This is a genomic window from Paracoccus sp. S-4012, assembly GCF_009674885.1.
GTDB lineage: Bacteria > Pseudomonadota > Alphaproteobacteria > Rhodobacterales > Rhodobacteraceae > Paracoccus.
This window is the reverse complement of sequence record NZ_WKKA01000013.1, coordinates 52,753-73,037: the sequence shown is the minus strand read 5'-3', so window position 1 is coordinate 73,037 and position 20,285 is coordinate 52,753. Positions and strand designations below refer to the sequence as shown.

Genomic DNA, 20,285 nt, shown 5'->3' with positions numbered 1-20,285 from the left:
GCTAGTCCGGAGCGCGACCCACGAACGGGTGAGAATGCGCCGGCGTCCCGCGGCATGATGTCGCCTGTCAGATGCGCTCGCGGGAACGGCCCACGATGCCACCCGGACATCACAGCTTCACGCCCCGCAGCCGAGACGCATTCGCGATCACGCTGACCGAGGATAGCGCCATGGCGGCTGCCGCGATGATCGGCGACAGCAGGATGCCGAAGAACGGATAAAGCACCCCCGCGGCGATCGGAATACCGAGCGCGTTGTAGATGAAGGCGAAGAACAGGTTCTGGCGGATGTTGCGCATCACCGCCTGCGACAGCCGCCGCGCCCGAACAATGCCGGTCAGATCGCCCTTCAGCAGCGTGACGCCCGCGCTCTCCATCGCCACGTCGGTGCCGGTGCCCATGGCGATGCCGACATCCGCCGCAGCCAGCGCCGGTGCATCGTTGACGCCGTCCCCCGCCATCGCCACCACCTCGCCCGCCGCCTTGTGCCGCTGCACGACCTCGCTCTTCTGGTCCGGCAGGACCTCCGCCTCGACCTCGTCGATGCCCAGCTGTCGGGCGACCGCCTTCGCCGTCGTCCAGTTGTCGCCGGTGAGCATGACCACGCGGATGCCTTGGGCCTTCAGCGCGGCAAGCGCCTCCGGGGTCGAGGCCTTGACCGGATCCGCGATGGCGAAGATTGCGGCGACCTCTCCGTCCACGCCCATGAAGATCGCGGTCGCCCCGTCTTGGCGCAGCCGGTCAGCCTGCGCGGCCAGCGGCGTCACATCGACCCCTTCTTCGGCGAGGAACTTCGCATTGCCCAGCGGAATGCGCCTGCCTTCCACCACCCCGAGTGCGCCCTTGCCGGTCGGCGAGTCGAAGTCGGCGACAGGCGCGAGCGGAATGTTTCGCTCCTCTGCTGCCCGCACGATGGCGAGCGCCAGCGGGTGCTCGCTCGCCCGCTCGACGCTGGCGGCAAGGCGCAGGACGTCCGCCTCGGCCCAGCCGGATGCCGGAACGATGGCGGTGACGGCGGGCCGGCCCTCGGTCAGCGTACCGGTCTTGTCCACGATGATCGTGTCCACCTTCTCCATATGCTCGAGCGCCTCGGCGTTCTTGATCAGGACGCCATTCTGCGCGCCGCGGCCGACGCCGAACATGATGGACATCGGCGTCGCCAGCCCAAGCGCGCAGGGGCAGGCGATGATGAGGACCGAAACCGCCACGACCAGCGCATAGGCGAAGCGCGGCTCCGGGCCCCAGATCGACCAGGCGATGAAGGCGAGCACCGCGACCACGATCACGGCCGGCACGAACCAGCCCGACACCTGATCGGCCAGCCGCTGGATCGGAGCTCGGGTCCGCTGCGCCTGGGCGACGAGCTGGACGATCTGCGACAGCATGGTGTCGCGGCCGACCTTGCGGGCCTCGATCACCAGCGCGCCGGACTGGTTCATGGTGCCGCCGATCGCCTTTGAGCCGACCTCCTTGGTCACCGGCATGGACTCGCCCGTCACCATCGATTCATCGACAGCGCTGCGGCCTTCCAGCACCTCGCCATCCACGGGCACCCTCTCGCCGGGCCGCACCCGCAGGCGGTCGCCGACATGGACGGTGTCGAGCTGCACCTCTTCTTCGGTGCCGTCATCACGGATTACCCGTGCGGTTTTCGGGGCGAGATCGAGCAGCGCCCGGATTGCGCCGCTGGTGCTTTCCCGCGCCCGGAGTTCCAGCACCTGACCGAGCAGCACGAGCACGGTGATGACCGCCGCGGCCTCGAAATAGACCGCGACCGACCCGTCATGCTGGCGGAAGGCGTCCGGGAAGATGTCTGGCGCGACCGTCGCAACGACGCTGTAGATCCAGGCCGCCCCGGTGCCCATCGCGATCAGGGTGAACATGTTGAGGTTGCGGGTGACGAGCGACTGCCAGCCGCGCCGGAAGAATGGCCATCCTGCCCACAGGACGACCGGGGTCGCGAAAAACAGTTGGACCCAGTTCGAGGTCTGCTGGTCAATGTAGCGGTCCAGGCCGAGGAAGTGCCCGCCCATCTCCAGGATGAACACAGGGATTGTCAGCACGAGCCCGATCCAGAACCGGCGCCGCATGTCGATCAGTTCGAGATTGGGCTCCGCCTCGAGGCTGACCAGAACCGGCTCCAGCGCCATGCCGCAGATCGGGCACGACCCCGGTCCGACCTGCCGGATCTCGGGGTGCATGGGACAGGTGTAGATCGTTCCCTCGGGCACCGGCTCGGCCGCTGCAACCGCCGCCGCCGGATCGAGATAGCGCTCTGGCTGGTCGAGGAACTTCGCGCGGCACCCTGCTGAACAGAAGTAGTACGGCCGGCCAGCGTGCTCGGTCTTGTGCTGCGTCGCATGGGGATCGACCATCATGCCGCAGACCGGATCCTTGACCCGGTGCGCGTTGTCCGTGGTGCCGTCCTGTGCATGCCCGTGGCGGTCCGCGGAATGATCGTGAGGAACTGCCGCCGGAGAGGCTTCTCCGGCCGCAGCCGGATGCGTGTGTTCGGTCTTGCCAGCCATCTCGTATCCTTCCGGAGAATCGTTCTGAGATCATCCACGCTCACCTTGCTCCTTCCCACTGCTGGAAGGTCAAGAATGCTGCAGGGCTGCACGTGGCTGAGCGGGGCTCGTATCCCGCTACCCGTCAGCGCGATCGCTCAGCGCCGTGTCAGATCGTCACTCTTCAAACGCCCGCAGATGCGGAAACCTCCCCTCGGCAATGTATGCTTCCTCCGCCGGGGTTGACTGGCGGCCGAGTGCCTGATTGCGGTGCGGGTGCCGCCCGAAAGCCGCGATCACCTTCCGCACATCGTGGGCCTGCGTCACGAGCGACAGGTATATCGGCCGCAGTTCTGCCGGGGCTTGCGCGGCGATGTCCTCGCGGAGCCTGATGAGAAGATCCAGACGCTCCAGATGATCGGGGCCCTCGCAGTGGCCCAGTGGCAGGCCGAAGACGATCTTGAGCCACGGGCTGGCGAGACCGGCGTAGTGGCCGTGTGCGAGGCCCTCCATGGCCAGCGCCAGTGCGGCGCGATCCTGCTCGAAGGCTCGGCTCTCGCCCCGCCAGAGCGAACGCGAGAACTGGTCGAGCACGATGATGAGCGCGAGCCTGCCTTCGGCATTGCCCGCCCAGTGATCGAGATCGCCCTTGGCCCCCTCGGCTGTGAGATCGGAAAATCTGGCGATGATCTCGCTGTCGGCCCCGCCGCGCATCCGCCAGAACCACTGTTCTCGATGAGTGTCGGCGTCAAGGTTGTAGGTGCTCTGCTCTGGAAACCAGAATTCGAGAACCTCCTTCCATGCACGCGCGTCAGATTTCTCGTTCATGTTGGCACCTCGTGGGAAACCCGCTTCGTCCAGATCGGAAAAAAGCGTCCGGCAATCTCGCAGAGACGTGAATCAGTCCCCGCGCATCTGCGCGGGGACTCGTGGCTTGAGCTGTAGCTCAGCTTCGGGCGGGGGCGGTCGCTGACCCGGTAGCCGCTCGTCCCTTGCGGCTGGCGCCCGGCCGGTATCTTGCCGGCACGCGCAGCAGGCGCATGCCGTTGGCGATCACGATCAGCACCGAAAGCTGGTGCACCAGCATCCCTCCCGCCATGTGGATGTCGCCCGAGAACACCCCGGCGAGCAGACCGGCCACCGTCATCAGCGCGATCACCAGGTTCTGGCGCATGTTGCCGAGCGTCGCGCGCGAGATCGCCATCGCCTCGGGGATCTTGCCCAGATCGTCCTTCAGGAGCGCAATGTCGGCGGTCTCGATCGCCACATCGCTGCCGGCGGCGCCCATGGCGATGCTGGTGTCGGCCGCGGCGAGCGCCGGGGCGTCGTTGATGCCGTCGCCGACCATCGCAACATGGGCGCCCCCTGCCTTCATCTCGCGGATCAGCGCCAGCTTGTCCTCCGGCATCAACCCCGCATGGACCTCGTCGATGCCGACCTCGCGGGCGATGGCCTCGGCCGCGCCGCGCTGGTCGCCGGTCAGCATGACAACGCGGCGGATGCCGATGGCGCGCAGGCGGGCGATGGCGTCCGCCGCGCCCTCGCGGGCCATGTCGGACATGCCCAGGAGGCCGATGAGCCGCCCGTCCGCCGCCACCAGGATCGGCGTCTGCCCGGCCGAGAGCAGGCGCTTCAGCCCGGCCTCCCCATCGGCGCCCAAGGGGATGCCGAGCTTCTCCATCAGGCGGCGGTTGCCGGCAGCGACCTCACGCCCGTCGACGCACGCGCTGATGCCCATCCCGGCGTGCTCGTCCAGCGTCTCGGGCGTGGGCAGCGGGCCGTGCCTCCGTCCTGCCTCGACGATGGGGCTGCCGAGCGGGTGGTCCGAGCCGGCCTCGGCGGTCGCGGCGAGGCGCAGGAGCTCGTCTTCCGCCGTGCCGTCAAGCGCGATCACGGTGGCGAGGCGCGGCTTGCCTTCGGTCAGCGTCCCGGTCTTGTCGAGCGCGATCGTGTCGATCCGGCCCGCGCTTTCCAGGTGCTGCCCGCCCTTGATCAGGATGCCGCCGCGCGCCGCTCGGCCGATCCCGGCGACGATGGACACCGGCGTCGAGATCACCAGCGCGCCGGGGCAGCCCACGACCAGCAGCGTCAGCGCCAGCCGGATGTCCTGCGTGAAGGCGAACGCCACGACTGCGAGCCCGATGATCGCAGGCGTATACCATTGCGCGAAACGCTCGATCATCCGCTGGCTGGGGGCTTTCTCCTCCTGCGCCTCCTCGACGCGCTGGATGATGCGGGCCAGCGTGGTGTCGGCGCCGACATTGGTGGCCCGGATGCGCAGCAACCCGTTCTCGGCGATGGTGCCGGCATGGACGCGGCTGCCCGGCGCCTTCTCGGCGGGCATCGGCTCGCCGGTGATGGCGGCCTCGCTGACGGCCGCGGTGCCCTCGGTGACTTCGCCGTCCACGGGGATGCGCTGGCCGGCCTTGACCAGCACGGTTTCACCCAACTGAACCGTGTGGGCCGGGATCTCGATGGGTTCGCCCTCGCGCAGCACCGTCGCGGTGGCGGGTGCGGCGTCGAGCAGTTCCTTCAGCGCGCCGCGGGTCTGGCCCATGGTCCGCATCTCCAGCCAGGCACCGAGCATGAAGAGGAAGGTGACGGCGGCCGCCTCCCAGTATTCGCCGATCACCAGCGCACCCGCGGCGGCGATCGTCACCAGAAGCTCGATGCTCAGATGCCTGACCTTCAGCGCCCGCCAGGCGCGCAGGGCGATGTCCGAGCCGGCCAGCAGCGCCGCGGCCACCATCAGCCCGGCCCACAGGTCGATCATGCCGAAGCCGTAACGCGCAATCAGCCCGACCGCGATCAGCATACCGCTGCCGGCGGTCAGCCACAGGCGCCGCTGCGCCGGATGCGCCAAGGCGGACTTCATGGTTGCAGATAGTCGTTCCATCTCGTTCATCCTTCTCATCCAGACAACAGACCGCCGCGCCGGGTCGCGGCGCGGCGGGGATCGAGATGCGGTCAGAAGGCCGATGGCCGCGCCTCGTAGCCGGTGCCGCGGATCGCTTGGACCAGCGCCTCCACGTCCGACTGCGCCGGGTCGTGCTCGACCTCGATCTTGCCGGTGTTGAAGCGGACTTCGGCTTTTTCGACGCCGGGCAGACCACGCAGGGCCTTCTCGATCTTCGGCACGCAGGACGGGCAGGACAGCTCGTCACTGCGAAGAACGGTTTTCTGGGTCATGGTCGTTTCCTTTCAGCATCTGGAGGGGCTCGTCCCTGCCTTCAGCCAATGACCTATGACTTCCGTCCGAGGTTGCGATTGGGGAAACCCGAAAGCTGCCCTTGCAGGAACGCACAGCCGCTGCCTTGGCCATTGCTTCAATCGCCAGCTATGTTGCATGTCATGGCGGAGCGATCCGAGAAATCCGAAAGGCGGCATTGCATGGATGCACGGATCGACAACTGGGACGATCTGCGGCTGTTTCTGGCGGTGGCGCGCGCGGGCACGCTGTCCGGGGCCGCGCGCGAGATCGGCGTGAACCATTCGACCGTCTTCCGCCGCATCGGCGCCTTCGAGGAGACCCTTGGCGTGCGGCTCTTCGACCGGCTGCCGAACGGCTATGCCCTGACCGCCGCCGGCGAGGCGATGCAGGAGAGCGCGCTCCGCGTGGAGGCGGAGATCGCCGCCCTTGACCGCCGGGTTACCGGGCAGGACCTGCGCTTGAGCGGGGTGGTGCGGATCACCACCGTGGACATGCTGGCGCAGGGCCTGCTGCCGCGGCACCTGCTGGCCTTTCTCCGCGCCTATCCGGGCATCGAGGTCGAGTTGACCGTCGGCAACGCCACGCTGAACCTGACGCGGCGCGAGGCCGACGTGGCGCTGCGGGTCGGCAATCAGCCGCCCGAGACGCTCGTCGGCCGCCGGGTGGGGCGGCTGGCCTTCGCGGTCTATGGAGCGGCCGCGGCCGAGGCGACGGCGCCGCTGGCCGAGCAGCCGTGGATCGGCTTCGACGCCGAGCACGCGCCGCTGGTGCGCGCATTCGCCGAGTTCCTGCCCGGCGTCCGTCCCGCTTTCCGCGTCAACTCGGTGGCCGCCGCCATCGCCGCCGCCAGGGCCGGCATCGGCCTCGCCACCCTGCCGTGCGGGATTGCGGACCTCGATCCCGGGTTGACGCGGGTCGCGCCGCTGCCCGAGAGTTTCACGCTCGACCTGTGGCTGCTGACCCACGAGGACCTGCGCCGGACCGCGCGCATCCGCGCCTTCCTCGACTTCATGGCCGAGGCGCTGGCGCAGGAGGCGCCGCTGCTCGAAGGCGCCGCCTGAAGCGGGGCGTGAGCAACCGCGATGTGCCTGAGCGTTCCGACCTCAGCGGGGTTCCCGTGGTTATCCCGAGCGGACAGAAGTCGCAGGGGCATGCCCGCCGCGCGAAGGAAGCTCGTGAAGCGGAGCACGGCCGGGGACTGCGCGCGTGGGCGCGGTCCGCCGGATCGGGTCCGACAGCAGGCGCAGCCCGTTCAGCACCACCAGCACGGTCCCGCCCTCATGGCCGATCACCGCCAGCGGCAGCGGCAGGTTGAAGAACAGCCCGCCGGTGACCAGCACGGCCATCGCACCAAGGGCCACGGTCAGGTTCTGGCGGATGATCCTGGCGGTGCGCTGCGACAGGCGGCGGGCGGCCGCAAGCCGCTCCAGATCCTCCGACAGCAGCGCCACGTCCGCGGCCTGCAGGGCCACGTCCGAGCCTGCAGCGCCCATGGCGATCCCGACATCGGCGCGGGCCAGCGCCGCGGCATCGTTCACCCCGTCGCCGACGAAGGCGACGCGCCCCTGATCGGCCAGCCCCGCCACCGCCCGCACCTTGTCCTCGGGCAGCATGTCGGCCTCGATCTCGTCCGGCGCGAGGCCCAGTTCCGACCCGATCCGCAGCGCGACCGGACGGCGGTCGCCCGTCATCATGACGATCCGCTTCACGCCGCCGTCCCGCAACGCCGCGAGGGCGGGCGCGGCGCTGGCGCGCGCCTCGTCGGCGACGGCGGCCGCACCGAGCACCTGCGATCCGCGCCCCAGGTAGACGACCGTCTGGGCGCCGGAATCGAGCGCCGCCAAAGCCGGGTGGCGGAGGTCCGCGCCCATTTCCCCGGCGAGATAGGGGTTGCCGGCCCAGAGCGTGCCGTGGTCGTCCCGGCCGACGATCCCCTTGCCTGCGCGGCTGGTGACTTCCGCGATCTCCGCGCCCTCGACGCCGCGAGCCACGGCCGCGCGTCGGATTGCGGCGGCGATGTGGTGCTCGGACTGTGCCTCGAGACCCGCCAGAAGCGCGAGGAACCTGTCCGCGTCACCGTCGAGCGCCACGATCTGCGTGACCGTGGCATCGCCCGTGGTGAGCGTGCCGGTCTTGTCGAAGGCGAAGGTATCGACCGCGGCCAGCGTCTCGAGCGCGGCGCCGCCCTTGAACAGCACGCCGCCGCGCGCCGCCGCCGACAGCGCTGACAGGATCGCCGCCGGAACCGAGATGACGATGGCGCAGGGGCTGGCCGCGACCAGCAGCGTCGCTGCCTTGTAGAGGGCGGCGTCCCATCCATGCCCCAGCCACCAGAAGGCGGCAAAGGCCAGCACCGCGCCGACCAGCACCGCGATGGTATAACGCTGGCCGAACCAGTCGCTGAACCGTTCGGACGGCGCCTTGGCCGCCTGCGCCTCGGTCACCAGCCGGATCATGCGGGCGATGGTGCTGTCCCCGATCGTGCGGGTGACGACGACCTCGAGGATGCCTTCAAGGTTGACGGTGCCCTCGAACACCGGGGCGCCGGGCGTCTTGGACACCGGCATGGACTCGCCGGTGATATGGGCCTCGTCGACGCCGCCGCGGCCTTGCGCGATCTCGCCATCCGCCGGAACGCGGGCACCGGGGCGCAGGATCACCGTGTCGCCCACGGCCAGATCGGCGGCCGCGACCTCCGCGACGGTGCCGTCCGGTCCCTTGCGCAAGGCGGTTTCCGGGCGCAGCGCCATCAGCGCCTCGATGGCGCGGCGGGCACGGCCGAGCGCGCGGGATTCGAGCGTTCCGGCCACGCTGAACAGCGTCAGCAGCACCGCGCCCTCATAGGGCGCGCCGACCGCGGCCGCGGCGACGGCGGCGACGACCATCAGCAGGTCGATGTCCAGCACCCGCTCGTTCCACAGTGCCCCGAGGGCCCGCCACGCCGCTGGCAGCCCGCCGGTCAGATAGACGAGGACCAGCCCCGGCGTCACCAGAGAGCCCAGCCGCCCGCCGCCCAGCCACAGCCCCGCCGACGCCAGCACCAGCCCCAGCACCGCCGCGAGCGACAGAGCCAACGAGAGATCGAAGGATGAGAGTCGTTTCACACCAGCCACCTTCCGGATCGCATCCTACCGCATCTCCGCGCGGCTCATCGAGAACCTTGCCTCGAACCCGTCCGCCCGGCCGGTCGCGGGAGAGATCAGGTCGAGCCGCCCACCCGTGCCGGCGGCGATCGCAGCGACGATGGCCAGCCCCAGCCCACTCCCCTGCGCATCGGTCGGGCCGCGCTCGAAGGGCCGCGCAAGACGTCCGAGCACGTCGGCGGGCACCACCGGCCCCGTATTGACCACGCGCAGCACGCCGTCCAGCGAGAGCGAGACCTGCACAGGCGCCTCCCGCGCGCCATGCCGCATGGCGTTCTCGATCAGGTTGCGGGCGAGGATCGCGAAGGCGTCCGGGTCGATCGACGCCATCACCGCCGCGTCCGGCTGCGTCAGTTCGATCCGGTCCCGAGCCTCGCGCCGCATGTCGGCCACCAGCATCCGCAGAACCCCTGCGATATCGACCGGCGTTTCCGCTTGCAGCCTGCCGCCCTCGGCACGGGCAAGCTGCATCAGCTTTTCCGACAGCCGCGCCAGCCGCTGCAGGGCGGCCTCGACTTGACGGGCGCGGCTGCGGGTGTCCTCGTCGGGCGCCTCGACGATCAGCCGCTGCACCTGCGCCAGCGCACCGGCGACGGGGGTTCGCAACTCGTGCGCCGAGTTGGCGGTAAAGCTGCGCTCGGCCTCCAGCGCGCGGCGCAAGCGGTCCAGTAGGAGGTTCACCGCGCGCGCGTTGGGTTGGAACTCCGAGGGGAGGCCCTCGGCCGGAATCGGCGACAGATCGCCGCGACCGCGGGCCTCGATCCCCTCCCGGAAGCGCCGGATGGGGGTCATGGCGGCGCGGACGGCGGCCCAGACGCCGAACAGGCTGGCCGGAATGATCAATGCCAGTGGCAGCGCCAGCCCGACCAGCGCCTCGCGCGCCACATGCGCGCGATGGGCCAGCGGTTCGGCGACGGAGATGGTGATCGTGCCCCGAAGGGCGGCGTCGGAATAGATGCGATGCGTCGCGGTGTCGGCAAAGCCCAGGCGCGAGAAGGGGGGAAACACTGCCGGGTCGGCCCGATGCGAATGCAGGAGCACCTGTCCTTCGGCGTCCCGCACCAGATAGGTGAAATACTCGTCATGCTCGCGCAGGGTGGCCACGCCCTGGTCGGGGCTGTCGTCCTTCTCCCGCGCGATGATGTCGCGCACCGCCAGCGGCAGCAGGCGCTGGGCCGCTTCCTCGAGGGCGCTGTCGAAGACCTCGTCCATCTCGTGGCGCAGATGCACGGCGGTCCATGCCGCCGCCACGGCCCAGAGTAGAACGGCCCCGAGTGTCAGCCACAGCGACAGCCGCCCCTGAAGGCTGGCCGGTCCTCTCACCGCCGGTCCCCGAGGCGGTAGCCGACCCCGCGCACGGTCTCGACCACCTCGGCGCCCAGCTTCTTGCGCAGGCGGCTGACATGGACCTCGATGGTGTTGCTCTCTACCTCGGAGCCGAAGGCGTAGAGCCGGTCCTCGAGCTGGGCTTTCGAGAGCATCTGGCCGGGCCGCTGCACGAAGGCCTCGAACAGCGCCCATTCCCGCGCGGTCAGATCGACCTGCAACTCGCCGAGATCGACCAGCGGGTTGGGATTGCCGCTGTAGCGCCGCGCGACGGCCGCCAGCCGGGCGGAAAGCTCGGCCAGGTCGAAAGGCTTGGTCAGGTAATCGTCGGCGCCCGCGTTCAGCCCCTCGATCCGGTCCGAGATCTGGTCGAGCGCGGTCAGGATGATCACCGGCGTCACGTCGCCGCGTCGCCGCAGGCCGCGCAGGAAGGCGATGCCGCGTCCGTCGGGCAGCATCAGGTCCAGCAGGATCAGGTCGTAGGGCGCCGCATCCAGATGCTCGGCCGCGCGGTCCAGCCGCCCGACCCAGTCGGCAGAATGCCCGTCGGCGGCGATGTGGTCGCGCACCGCGGCGCCCAGGATGGTGTCGTCCTCGACCAGAAGGATCCGCATGAAGTCCCCTTGCTGAAGCCTGCCCGCTGCCCCGCAAGCTTCGCTGCCCAACCTGTCGGCAGCCTGAAGCGACGGTGCCGCGCGCTTAAGCTGGTCGTCAGGAACACGTGCGATCACTTGCGGCAGATGATGCCTGAACAAGGACAAAGGGCAAATGCGATGAAAAAGCACATGCTGCTGGGTGCCCTGCTTGCTGCCTTTGGCATGGCAGGCGCGGCCCATGCCGATGATGATGACTGCCAGGTGCCGATGGAGCGGTGGCAGCCGCGCCAGGCGGTGCAGGACGCAGTCAAGGCGCGCGGCTGGCAGGTCGGCCGGATCAAGATTGACGATGGCTGCTATGAGGTCAGGGGTAACGATGCGCAGGGCGCGGCGTTCAAGGCCAAGCTCGACCCCGCAACCCTCGAGGTCGTCGAGATGAAGCGTAAAGACCGGCGCGGTGAGGGCCGGGATGATGACGATGACGACGACCACGGGCCGCGTCAGGTGCACGAGCGTGGTCAGGGCGCCCCGCTGACGGCACCGCCCGCCAACCTGCCGCCGCCCGGCGGGCTCCTCGGCAACGCCGCGCCGCCGGCGGTCGTCGTGAAATGAGCCCGCAACCGCCGCTGCACCACCTCACAACCCCCGCCCCGCCGGAGACGACGTCATGACCGAAACCATCGCTCGCTATCCGAAGGCGCTGGTCGTCATCCACTGGGTGACGGCCGCCGCCGTGTTGGGCGCCTGGGCCACCGCCGAGGGCGGCCGCGAAGTCGTCCAGAACCCGCCGCTTCTGCATTTCACGCTGGGGCTGGCGGTGCTGGCCCTCGTCCTCCCGCGCCTGCTGCTGCGCTTGACGGGCGGCGGCGCGCAGGCAGGGAGGCGGTCGCCCCTCTCGCGGTCGTCGCTGCCGCAGGGCACGGGCTGCTTTATGCCCTGCTGATCGCGCTGCCGGTCACCGGCTGGTATGTCGCCTCGCAGATGGGGGTTCAGGTGCAGCTCCTCGGTCTGCACCTTCCCGCCTTGACCGCCCTGATTCAAGGGCGGCCCGGCGCAATCGCCGAGTTCCACGAAAGCGCCGGCAGCATCATCCTGCTCCTCGCCGGGCTGCACGCTCTGGCGGCGCTGTGGCACCAGTTCGTCCTGCGCGACGGAACGCTGCGGCGGATGAGCCTGCGCTGAGTTCCCTACACTCCGAACCGAAGGCCCGGCCCCCAAAGGCCGGGCCTTTTCCGTTGCTGACGGCAAGCTGACGAAGATTTCCGCGCCGGTTCAGCGGCCTGTCAGCCTCGGGGCGCAGATTCGCATCATCCGATAACCGCAACACAGGAGTAATCAGAAATGAAACGGATGCTTGCGACCCTTGCCGTGCTGGCCGTCCTTCCCGCTGGCGCCGCCTTTGCCGACGACGACTGCGTGGTCACGCCCGAGCAGATGCAGTCGTGGGAAGCCGTGGCGCAACTGGCCACCGACTACGGCTGGACCATCACCTCCACGGAGCTGGATGACGGCTGCTACGAGGTCCACGTGACCGACATTGGCGGCAACACGATCGAGGCCAAGATCGACCCGGCAACCCTCGACGTCATCAAGGCGGAGCTGGAGGAGTTCGCTCCCGTCGCGCCGGCGCCAGCCGCACCCGCACCCGCACCCGCACCCGCACCCGCACCCGCACCCGCACCCGCACCCGCGAACTGAGTGCTGCTCTTTCCCGGCGCCCAACACAAGCGGCGCCGGGGAAAGCCCGCTCGCATTTTCCTGAAGGAACCCCGATCATGAAATCCCTTGCCGCCGTCCTGGCCCTTTCCACCGCGCTGACCCTTCCCGGCCTCGCGCTGGCCCGGCCCGTCACCCTGACCACCACGCTGAACAACTACGGCGGCGACGGCGCCTATCTCGCGCTTTATGTCACCGACGCGCAGGGCGCCTATGTGGGCAGCTTGTGGATGGCCGGCGAGAAGTCGAAGTACTACGATTCCCTCTCGGGCTGGTATCGCATGACTGGCGGCGACACCCGGCAGGTCGACGGCATCACCGGCGCCAGCGTCGGCGCGGGCCGCACGCTGGAAATCACACTCGATCTCGCCGACGCGCTGTTCGACGCGGGCTACACGCTGCATGTCGATGCCTCGGTCGAGGAGATGCGGGACAGCCCGAACGAGGTCGAACTGCCGCTCACCGCAGCCGGGGCGAGCGCCACCGGCTCGCGCTACATCGCCAGGGTTTCGCACAAATAAGGCACCAAGATGATCCGCGCATTCCATCGCTGGCCGGGCATCCTTGCGACGCTGCTGCTGACCGTGCTGGCGCTGTCCGGGGCGATCCTGTCTGTCTATCCCGCGGCCGAGCGGCTGTCTTCGCCGCAAGCCAAGGCCAGCCTCTCCGTGGCCGATCTCGCCGGCTCCATTGCCGCCAGCCATCCGGGGCTGGAGCAGATCCGGCGCGCCCCGTCGGGGCAGGTCACCGCCTACTGGTTCGACGGGGGTACGCCGCAGGCCGCGGTGATCGACCCTGTGACCGGGCAGGACGCCGCCCCCACCGATCCCGCCCCGGTGAAGCGCTGGCTGACCAACCTGCACCGCTCGCTGTTTCTAGGCGACGCCGGGCGCATCGTCGCGGCGGTCGGCGCGGGCGCGATGCTGGTGCTTGCGCTTTCGGGCGCGGCGCTGGTCGCGCGCCGGGTTGGCGGCTGGCGACGCTGGTTCGCCCCGCTGCGCGGGTCTCTGACCGGGCGGCTGCATGTTGAAATCGCACGGATCGCCGTGGTCGGCCTCGTGTTGTCCGCGGCGACGGGGCTGTGGATGTCGGCCTCGACCTTCGATCTGCTGCCAGACGGCGCCAGCACCCCCGCCTTTCCGGCCGAGGTCAGCGGCCAGACCGGCATGGACCTGGCCGGGGCAAGCGCCTTGCAGGAACTGCCAGTCGCCGCCTTCCGCAGCCTGTCGCTGGCCGATCCGAATGATCCGGCCGATGTCCACACGCTCAAGACCGACCAGGGCACCGGCTATCTGGATCAGGGAACCGGCGCGTTGCTCGCTTGGGCCGATCTGTCTGCGTGGCAGCAGGTGTCAGAAACCATCTTCATGCTGCACACCGGCCAAGGGGCGGCTGTGCTGGGCCTGGTGCTCGGGCTGATGGCGCTGGGCGTCCCGGTCATGGTCGGAACCGGCGTGCTGTTGTGGCTGACCTCGCACCGCGCGCGGCCCCGCATCCGGGGCAATGCCCCGCCGCGACAGGCCGAGACGGTCCTGCTGGTCGGCAGCGAGGGTGGCTCGACCTGGGGCTTTGCCGCTACCCTGCACGCGGCGCTGTCGCAGGCGGGGCAGCGCGTCCATGTCGCGCCGATGACCGGCTTCGACCCAACGCGCTATCCGCAGGCCGCACGGTTCATCATCCTGGCCGCGACCTATGGCGAGGGCTGCGCCCCAGAATCGGCCAAGGGTTTCCTTGACAGGCTGGCGCGGCTGGACCGCGCGCCGGGTGCGCCGTTGGCGGTGCTGAGCTTCGGTGACCGCAGCTTTCCGGCCTTCTGCGCCTTCGCCGAAGCGGTGGCCGCAGCCGCCGAGGCGAAGGGCTGGCCGCAGCTTCTCCCAATTGACAGCATCGACCGCCAGTCGCCGCAGGATTTTGCCCGCTGGGGACATGCGCTCGGCGCGGCGCTGGGGATGCCGCTGGAACTCGTCCACCAACCGGTGACACCCGCCAGCGAACCCCTCACCCTGATCTCGCGCCGCGATTACGGCGCCGAGGTGCAGGCGCCGACCGCAATCCTGCGCTTTGCGTGGCCTTCCCCGACTCTGTGGCAACGGCTGACCGGGCATGGATCCGCGCGCTATCGAGCGGGCGACCTGCTGGGCATCCTGCCCGAAGACTCGTCCGTGCCGCGCTTCTATTCTCTCGCCTCAGGCTCGCGCGACGGTTTCATTGAGATCGTGGTGCGCAAGCAGCCGGATGGCCTCTGCTCGGGGCAGCTTTCGGAGTTGGAGCCCAGGGGGACGGTGCAGGCCTTCCTGCGCCGCAATCAGGGGTTCCATGCGGACCGAGCAGGAAAGCCGCTGATCCTGATCGGCGCGGGCACCGGGATCGGACCGCTTGCGGGCTTCATCCGCGCCAATGCGCGCCGCCGTCCGGTGCATCTGTTCTTCGGGATGCGACACCCGGAAAGCGATTTCCTCTACCGCGAGGAACTGGCGGACTGGCACGGGGCAGGACGCCTCTCCCGCCTTTTCACCGCCAGTTCACGCGGCGAGCGGCCACACTATGTCCAGGACGCCCTGCGGAACGAGGCACCCGAGGTCGCGCGGCTGGTCGGCGTGGGCGCGCGGGTGATGGTCTGCGGCGGGCGCGGAATGGCCGCGGGCGTCAGCGCTGCGCTGGCCGATATCCTCCTTCCTGCGGGGCTGACGCCCGCGCTGCTGAAAGCCGAGGGACGCTATGTCGAAGACATCTACTGACCTGACGCGCCGCGCGCTGAGCGGTCCCACGATGGGCACCCGCTGGTCGGCGCTGTTCTTCGCTGACGGCATTGACCCGGCAGCTGTGCAGCACGCGCTGCAGGCTGCCGTTGACGAAATCGACGCGCAGATGTCCACCTGGCGCGCCGACAGCGACCTGATGCGCTTGAACGCGGCACCGGTAGGCGAGTGGGTGCCCGTGCCCGCGCATCTCATGGCCGTGCTGCGCTTGGGACTGCAGGTCGGCCGCGCCTCGGGCGGGGCGTTCGACATCGGCATGGGCGACGCGGTAGGGGCCTGGGGCTTCGGCCCGGCACCCGCCGGCGCGGACCGCATCCGGCAGGCGCTTTCCGTTCCCCGCCGCCCCGCGCACGAGCTGCTGGAACTCGATCACGCCGCCTGCCGCGCACGGAAAGCCGCGCCGGCGACGCTCGATCTGAACGGCATCGCCAAGGGCTACGGCGTGGACCGGCTGGCCGAGACCCTGCAGCGGCTTGGCATTCGTGCGGCGTTGGTCGGCATCGACGGTGAGATGCGCGCCTTTGGCTCGCGGCCGGACGGGCAGGCGTGGGCCGTGGCCGTCGAAACGCCCGATCCGCACCGACGCGCGGCGCATTCAGTGCTGGTCCTGCGCGATGCCGCGGTCGCGACCACGGGCGATTACCGGCACCGGGTCCGGGCAGGAGAGCGGGACCTGCCCCACACCATGGATCCTCAGCGCGGCGCACCTTTGCTCGACCCGCCCGCCTCCGTCACCGTCGTCGCACGAACCTGTGCCGAGGCCGACGCCTGGGCGAGCGCGCTGATGGTGCTGGGCGAGGTGGAGGGTGCCGCATTGGCCCGCCGCCTCGGCCTCGATGCGGTGTTCCTGCTGCGTGAGGCGGAGGGCATCCGGTCGCTGGCGACAGGCCACCTGTTCGGCGCGCCGGCCGGGGCGGACGAGCCCCGCGTCCCTGTGCATCGGTGCAAGTCAACCTTGCCTGGTTCGCCAATTCCTCGGCATCGACGGACACCCTATTCTTTAATCATGCAAGCACCGGCAGCCGCCGGCTCATAATGAAAACAGGAGACAAGCCATGCAATATCGCAAGTCGCTCGCCACCCTCGCCCTGTCCGTGGCCCTCGCCCTGGGGACCGTCTCCGGACCCGCCGCAGCCCAGACCCATGACCACGGGAATGGTGCCGCAACCATCGAACTCACCCTGAACGAAGGGGCCAGATGGCAGGGCGACGAGAACATGCACAAGGGTATGGACGCGATCCGCGCCACGATGGCGGCGAACCTGGACACGATCCATGACGGCACGCTGGCCGCCGACGCCGCGAAGGAGATTGCGGCCGGGGTTCAGGCGCAGGTCGATTTCATGGTCGGCACCTGCGTGCTCGCCCCCGAGGTCGACGAGCAGTTCCATCTGGTGCTCGGGCAAGTCCTCGAAGGCATTTCGGAGCTGGAATCCGGCGAGGCTCAGGATGGAGCCGTGAAAATCGTCCACGCGCTCAATGCTTATGGTGAGCACTTCGAGCATTCGGGCTGGGAGCCGCTGGCATGAAGCCGGGATCCATCACTGCCGGCGGGGCTCTACACCCGGCCGGCCGCTCTCCGTTCCTGCAAGGGGATCGCACCATCCACCCGTGAAATCAGACGCCTAAGACCTTGCCAGCGCCGTTCACCCGGGACTGTACGACCGTCGTTGCGCCCTGATACTCAATATCAGTTGCCCGCCGCCCGCAGCCATACGGTTCGTCGTGCCAAGAATTCGTGGCCGCGAGCTGTGCCAGTCACTTCCATCACGCCATAAAGCGTGGTCCGATCAACCGCCAGGACCCGATAAGTGAAGTTCATTTTCATACCTTCAATCACCGCGCTCGAGGTGCCAATCAGCCGCGGCATCTCCATCTGATCACAGCCATACATCACGCCAACCTCATCGGGTGTCATGACCGGATCCGGCTTGTAAGGATCGCCCCGATCGACATTCCAGCGTCCCTCCTCTGCATGGTGGAATATCAGAGGGTTCTGCATGCCTGGATGGTTGCCAATCAATCGATCCTCGTTGACTGACAATGTCATGATTTCGACCTTGTCATCCGCGCTAAATGGCATCGTCATGCCCCCAGCTCTGGCAAAGCCGGACTGATGGATAACCTGCCAATCGCCAACCAGGGCCTGGCGAACCTGAGCCCAGTCACGCGCACCGCCGCTTCCGCAAAAAGCCGCAGGTTCCGCGTGAACTGGTCCGGCGCAGAAGACCCCGCTTGCCATGGCCAGAGCAAGGTAGGTTTTCGGCCAATATTCTGTCATAAAGGATGCCCCCTTGATGCGACGCTATCATTAGTCTCCTGAAACAAAATAATACCATTATCCAAATCGGCTCTTTCTTTACTGGTGAGGCGCTCAGGCTTCGCGTTTGACGTTGCCACACCTTATCCGATAGGCGCGGTTCGCGCAGGACTGGATCTATGAATCGCGCTCAGACTTGCAGATATCGGTGCCTTCTGCGACCGCATGCGGCACTGATATTGGCTCGACCTTTGGTGTTCATTGGATCGTCGGGCCTACCATGATGCACTCCATTTAACCGCCCGGGCGTTCTTCATTGCGATGTTTTGTTACATTTTATGGCTGATAGCAGAAGAATTTCAGCCATTCACTCCGCCCCGCGATGCGAGCGTTCGGCACCATTTTCTGGTGTGTTGCAGGCTGACACGCCGACCAGCATGGCACCCGGGATGAAGACGGATTTGGCGAAAAGTATGACACGCAAACTCGCTTGACGACATCGATCTTGGACCGACCAGCGCCAGAAACCCCAAGCTGCGCCGGAAAACACAGTCCTTACAGTCAGTTCTGGGATGCAGTATAGACACAGTTAGGTTTCCTGTCTAGGCTAGCCCAACGCTGCTCAATCCGCACTGCATGACGCCGATGACGAATGCGGTGATCGATCGCCCGCTTCCTCCCAATAGGAGTTCATGATGAAACAATTGCGAATGGCGCGCCTCGGTGCCGTGGCGGTTGGCGCGCTTGTGGCCGCCACCTCTGCCCAGGCCGAGATCGACGGGCATGGTCCTGATGCTTGGCGCGTCACCGGCGTTGCCGCAAACGATGTGCTGAACGGGCGCATGGGGCCAGGGACCAATTATCCGGTGGTTGAAACCTTTGCCCATGACGAACGCGGCATGCAACAGATTACCTGCGTCCCGTTCTATAACGCCCAGCATTATTCGGCGATGACACAGGCGCAGGTAGACGCACTGCCGCCGCGCTGGTGCCTGATGCGCGACACTTCGTTAAGCAAGGCCGGGTGGGTGGCGCAGCGCTATATTACGCCTGACGGTGCCGAGGCGATTACTCAAACCCCGACCATGGCGGAACCGTATGCGGCTGACGCCAACATCGATCCGGTCGCGAAAGCGCAGGATCTGGTTCGTGAGGTCTATGAACGCCAGTTCCAATCAGAAAACGGCAATTATCCTAGCCCCTTTGATCCGTCGTTGGCGCATCAGTACTTTGCCGACGACATTGTGGCCCTGCTTGCATCGGGCGAGCTCGGTGCCCACCCGCTTTACGGCGCGCAGGATTTCGACGGGAGCATCGGCGAACCCCAGCCCGATGCCGATCACCCGATGTTGCGTGGAATGATTACCATACATGTGGACTTCGCCAATTTTGGTCAGCCGCAGCGCGCCACTTACTATCTGCGCGCAGATACGACGAAGCCCGGCACGCCACTGCGCATCTTCAAGGTTGAACATGATGGTTGGTCCTACCCGTGAACTGTAAAGAGAGATTCATGAAGCTGACGCTTGCCGGGGTTTTCTTTCTTTTGCCCCTCTCCTTCGCTTCTGCGCAAACCGTGGCAACGGCCGAGCCAACTGCCCGGGGCTTTCTTGATACGGCCGTTGAGAGCTATGAACTCACGCCAAGGCAGTGCGCCATCTATATCGAAGACGGAACCCTCGATGTAGAGGTCAGCGGACCCGGCACGACACCGGATGGCTAGCCATTTTATTTCAGCCTGTCGTCACTGGGGAACGAATTGGGCCTGCAGCTTGGCGTTGATCGGCCCTTCCAGACCTCTGGGCAGCAGTTGCAGGCGGGTCAGCATGTTTCTCAGCCTTTCGTGGTAGAAGAATCCGATGGCGTAATTTCAATTGCCAGATTGACCTTCATGGATGAAGCCGGAGAAACAATCGACAGTGATGCTAGCTTGCAGATTGACTGCAATCCCGCACGGAATGATGAAGCCAAAAAATGAGACAGCTGAAGATGTTTCCAACGCTTATGCCTGTCCAGCGTGTGCGATAAGCCGCTATCTGGAGATCCACAGCCTAACCCGGGCGGAAGCCGGCAACTTAGGAATTTTGGCAGCCGGGCGCGGAGAGATGATCCGACAAAGGGACGACGGCGCGCATAAAGAAAATAACTGAGTAAAAATGAGAATCTCGCTTTCAGAGAAGGTTGTCTTTCAGGCCCATCCCCTCCGCCACCTGTCCTTGCGAAAGCGTTCTCCCGATCTGGCTGCGGCCGGATTTTTTCGTTATTTTCGAAGGTTATGCAGGCGGGGCTGAGGAACTCTACGACGGCTTCATCGGTGCCGCCGTCGCCGAGGCGATCACCGAGGATGCGGCTTGGTATCGCTGGCACGCCTCGCGCCGCCAGGCGATGCTGGAAGCCTGTTGGGAAAAGGCCGGGGCCTTCGTCCATCAGCAGATCATCTGGGTGAAGGACCGCGGGGTTCTGACCCGGTCGCACTACCTCTGGAAGCACGAGCCCTGCTTCATGGGCTGGCGCCGCTCGAACCGCCCGCCGAAGGTGGCGGAGGAAATCCTCGCATCGACGTGGGCGCTGCCCAGCTTCGCCAAGGACGACCGGCCCGACCACCCCACGCCGAAACCGCTCGACGCTTTCGGGATCCCGATGCGCCAGCATGTGGCGCGGGGTGGGCTTTGCTATGAACCGTTCTCGGGCTCCGGTTCGCAGATCATGGCGGGTGAAGCCAATGGTCGCCGCGTCTTCGCGATGGAGATCAGCCCGGCCTATGTCGA

18 protein-coding genes and 2 pseudogenes are annotated in these 20,285 nt (G+C 67.5%); 11 read left to right on the top strand and 9 right to left on the bottom strand.

Annotation, left to right across the window (positions count from 1 at the left end):
• Positions 1-109: 109 nt before the first annotated feature.
• The 4 genes from GI374_RS14815 to GI374_RS14800 form a co-directional block, all read right to left on the bottom strand.
• A complete protein-coding gene (locus GI374_RS14815) occupies positions 110-2,527 on the bottom strand; it encodes a heavy metal translocating P-type ATPase (RefSeq protein ID WP_154337835.1) in 2,418 nt (805 codons plus the stop codon).
• A gap of 156 nt (positions 2,528-2,683) precedes the next feature.
• The gene (locus tag GI374_RS14810; RefSeq protein ID WP_154337834.1) at positions 2,684-3,334 is read right to left on the bottom strand and encodes a DUF924 family protein; all 651 of its coding nucleotides are present in this window, start codon (positions 3,332-3,334) and stop codon (positions 2,684-2,686) included.
• A 118-nt stretch (positions 3,335-3,452) separates the two neighbouring features.
• Positions 3,453-5,402, bottom strand: a complete 1,950-nt coding sequence (locus tag GI374_RS14805; protein ID WP_195759944.1) for a cation-translocating P-type ATPase — start codon at positions 5,400-5,402, stop codon at positions 3,453-3,455.
• A gap of 71 nt (positions 5,403-5,473) precedes the next feature.
• On the bottom strand, positions 5,474-5,695 hold the full coding sequence (locus GI374_RS14800; RefSeq protein WP_154337833.1) for a heavy-metal-associated domain-containing protein: 222 nt from the start codon (positions 5,693-5,695) through the stop codon (positions 5,474-5,476).
• 201 nt (positions 5,696-5,896) lie between these two features.
• Here GI374_RS14800 and GI374_RS14795 point away from each other — a divergent pair, with 201 nt between their 5' ends.
• Positions 5,897-6,778, top strand: coding sequence for a LysR family transcriptional regulator (locus GI374_RS14795; protein ID WP_154337832.1), 882 nt, complete (start codon positions 5,897-5,899; stop codon positions 6,776-6,778).
• A 60-nt stretch (positions 6,779-6,838) separates the two neighbouring features.
• Here GI374_RS14795 and GI374_RS14790 read toward each other — a convergent pair whose 3' ends face one another.
• From GI374_RS14790 to GI374_RS14780, 3 genes are read right to left on the bottom strand one after another with little or no spacing between them, the layout of a single operon-like run.
• The gene (locus tag GI374_RS14790) at positions 6,839-8,821 is read right to left on the bottom strand and encodes a heavy metal translocating P-type ATPase (RefSeq protein ID WP_370515382.1); all 1,983 of its coding nucleotides are present in this window, start codon (positions 8,819-8,821) and stop codon (positions 6,839-6,841) included.
• A 24-nt stretch (positions 8,822-8,845) separates the two neighbouring features.
• Positions 8,846-10,183: a sensor histidine kinase gene (locus GI374_RS14785; protein WP_370515381.1), complete on the bottom strand. Its 1,338-nt coding sequence runs from the start codon at positions 10,181-10,183 to the stop codon at positions 8,846-8,848.
• Positions 10,180-10,800: a response regulator transcription factor gene (locus tag GI374_RS14780; protein ID WP_154337831.1), complete on the bottom strand. Its 621-nt coding sequence runs from the start codon at positions 10,798-10,800 to the stop codon at positions 10,180-10,182. Before GI374_RS14780 ends, GI374_RS14785 begins: the two co-directional genes overlap by 4 nt.
• 159 nt (positions 10,801-10,959) lie before the next feature.
• On the opposite strand from GI374_RS14780, the gene GI374_RS14775 reads away from it, so the two are divergent.
• The 7 genes and pseudogenes from GI374_RS14775 (at position 10,960) to GI374_RS14745 (ending at position 16,786) form a co-directional block, all read left to right on the top strand.
• Positions 10,960-11,394, top strand: a complete 435-nt coding sequence (locus tag GI374_RS14775) for a PepSY domain-containing protein (protein ID WP_154337830.1) — start codon at positions 10,960-10,962, stop codon at positions 11,392-11,394.
• A 55-nt stretch (positions 11,395-11,449) separates the two neighbouring features.
• Positions 11,450-11,964: pseudogene (locus GI374_RS19860) on the top strand (cytochrome b).
• A 159-nt stretch (positions 11,965-12,123) separates the two neighbouring features.
• Positions 12,124-12,480 carry a PepSY domain-containing protein gene (locus GI374_RS14765; RefSeq protein WP_154337829.1) on the top strand — a complete coding sequence of 119 codons (357 nt, stop codon included), beginning with the start codon at positions 12,124-12,126 and terminating at the stop codon, positions 12,478-12,480.
• 77 nt (positions 12,481-12,557) lie between these two features.
• Positions 12,558-13,019: a DUF2271 domain-containing protein gene (locus GI374_RS14760; protein ID WP_154337828.1), complete on the top strand. Its 462-nt coding sequence runs from the start codon at positions 12,558-12,560 to the stop codon at positions 13,017-13,019.
• A 9-nt stretch (positions 13,020-13,028) separates the two neighbouring features.
• Positions 13,029-15,236, top strand: a complete 2,208-nt coding sequence (locus GI374_RS14755; RefSeq protein WP_154337827.1) for a PepSY domain-containing protein — start codon at positions 13,029-13,031, stop codon at positions 15,234-15,236.
• On the top strand, positions 15,217-16,293 hold the full coding sequence (locus tag GI374_RS14750; protein WP_154337826.1) for an FAD:protein FMN transferase: 1,077 nt from the start codon (positions 15,217-15,219) through the stop codon (positions 16,291-16,293). The genes GI374_RS14755 and GI374_RS14750 overlap by 20 nt, the downstream gene beginning before the upstream one ends.
• 19 nt (positions 16,294-16,312) lie before the next feature.
• Positions 16,313-16,786: a hypothetical protein gene (locus GI374_RS14745; protein WP_154337825.1), complete on the top strand. Its 474-nt coding sequence runs from the start codon at positions 16,313-16,315 to the stop codon at positions 16,784-16,786.
• Positions 16,787-16,947: 161 nt separating this feature from the next.
• Here GI374_RS14745 and GI374_RS14740 read toward each other — a convergent pair whose 3' ends face one another.
• Entirely contained in the window at positions 16,948-17,538 is a 591-nt protein-coding gene (locus GI374_RS14740) for a hypothetical protein (RefSeq protein WP_154337824.1), read from the bottom strand.
• Between the two features lie 674 nt (positions 17,539-18,212).
• Here GI374_RS14740 and GI374_RS14735 point away from each other — a divergent pair.
• Both GI374_RS14735 and GI374_RS14730 read left to right on the top strand, forming a co-directional pair.
• Positions 18,213-19,013, top strand: a complete 801-nt coding sequence (locus tag GI374_RS14735) for a hypothetical protein (protein ID WP_154337823.1) — start codon at positions 18,213-18,215, stop codon at positions 19,011-19,013.
• Between the two features lie 17 nt (positions 19,014-19,030).
• Entirely contained in the window at positions 19,031-19,240 is a 210-nt protein-coding gene (locus GI374_RS14730) for a hypothetical protein (RefSeq protein WP_154337822.1), read from the top strand.
• A 110-nt stretch (positions 19,241-19,350) separates the two neighbouring features.
• On the opposite strand, the gene GI374_RS19335 is transcribed toward GI374_RS14730, so the two are convergent.
• Positions 19,351-19,944 (bottom strand): hypothetical protein, encoded by a 594-nt coding sequence (locus tag GI374_RS19335; RefSeq protein WP_229583341.1) that lies wholly within the window; start codon positions 19,942-19,944, stop codon positions 19,351-19,353.
• On the opposite strand from GI374_RS19335, the pseudogene GI374_RS19855 reads away from it, so the two are divergent.
• A pseudogene (locus GI374_RS19855) lies at positions 19,903-20,232 on the top strand (DNA methylase); the annotation flags it as partial. The gene GI374_RS19335 and the pseudogene GI374_RS19855 sit on opposite strands and share 42 nt — an antisense overlap.
• Positions 20,233-20,285 lie beyond the last annotated feature (53 nt).

Excerpts from the sequence above, each read along its gene's own strand:
- GI374_RS14815 (WP_154337835.1), bottom strand. The coding sequence starts at position 2,527 with ATGGCTGGCAAGACCGAACACACGCATCCGGCTGCGGCCGGAGAAGCC.
- GI374_RS14755 (WP_154337827.1), top strand. The coding sequence starts at position 13,029 with ATGATCCGCGCATTCCATCGCTGGCCGGGCATCCTTGCGACGCTGCTG.
- GI374_RS14795 (WP_154337832.1), top strand. The coding sequence starts at position 5,897 with ATGGATGCACGGATCGACAACTGGGACGATCTGCGGCTGTTTCTGGCG.
- GI374_RS14805 (WP_195759944.1), bottom strand. The coding sequence starts at position 5,402 with ATGGAACGACTATCTGCAACCATGAAGTCCGCCTTGGCGCATCCGGCG.
- GI374_RS19335 (WP_229583341.1), bottom strand. The coding sequence starts at position 19,944 with ATGGACGAAGGCCCCGGCCTTTTCCCAACAGGCTTCCAGCATCGCCTG.
- GI374_RS14775 (WP_154337830.1), top strand. The coding sequence starts at position 10,960 with ATGAAAAAGCACATGCTGCTGGGTGCCCTGCTTGCTGCCTTTGGCATG.
- GI374_RS14810 (WP_154337834.1), bottom strand. The coding sequence starts at position 3,334 with ATGAACGAGAAATCTGACGCGCGTGCATGGAAGGAGGTTCTCGAATTC.
- GI374_RS14750 (WP_154337826.1), top strand. The coding sequence starts at position 15,217 with ATGTCGAAGACATCTACTGACCTGACGCGCCGCGCGCTGAGCGGTCCC.
- GI374_RS14730 (WP_154337822.1), top strand. The coding sequence starts at position 19,031 with ATGAAGCTGACGCTTGCCGGGGTTTTCTTTCTTTTGCCCCTCTCCTTC.
- GI374_RS14735 (WP_154337823.1), top strand. The coding sequence starts at position 18,213 with ATGAAACAATTGCGAATGGCGCGCCTCGGTGCCGTGGCGGTTGGCGCG.
- GI374_RS14740 (WP_154337824.1), bottom strand. The coding sequence starts at position 17,538 with ATGACAGAATATTGGCCGAAAACCTACCTTGCTCTGGCCATGGCAAGC.
- GI374_RS14745 (WP_154337825.1), top strand. The coding sequence starts at position 16,313 with ATGCAATATCGCAAGTCGCTCGCCACCCTCGCCCTGTCCGTGGCCCTC.
- GI374_RS14800 (WP_154337833.1), bottom strand. The coding sequence starts at position 5,695 with ATGACCCAGAAAACCGTTCTTCGCAGTGACGAGCTGTCCTGCCCGTCC.
- GI374_RS14780 (WP_154337831.1), bottom strand. The coding sequence starts at position 10,800 with ATGCGGATCCTTCTGGTCGAGGACGACACCATCCTGGGCGCCGCGGTG.
- GI374_RS14760 (WP_154337828.1), top strand. The coding sequence starts at position 12,558 with ATGAAATCCCTTGCCGCCGTCCTGGCCCTTTCCACCGCGCTGACCCTT.
- GI374_RS14765 (WP_154337829.1), top strand. The coding sequence starts at position 12,124 with ATGAAACGGATGCTTGCGACCCTTGCCGTGCTGGCCGTCCTTCCCGCT.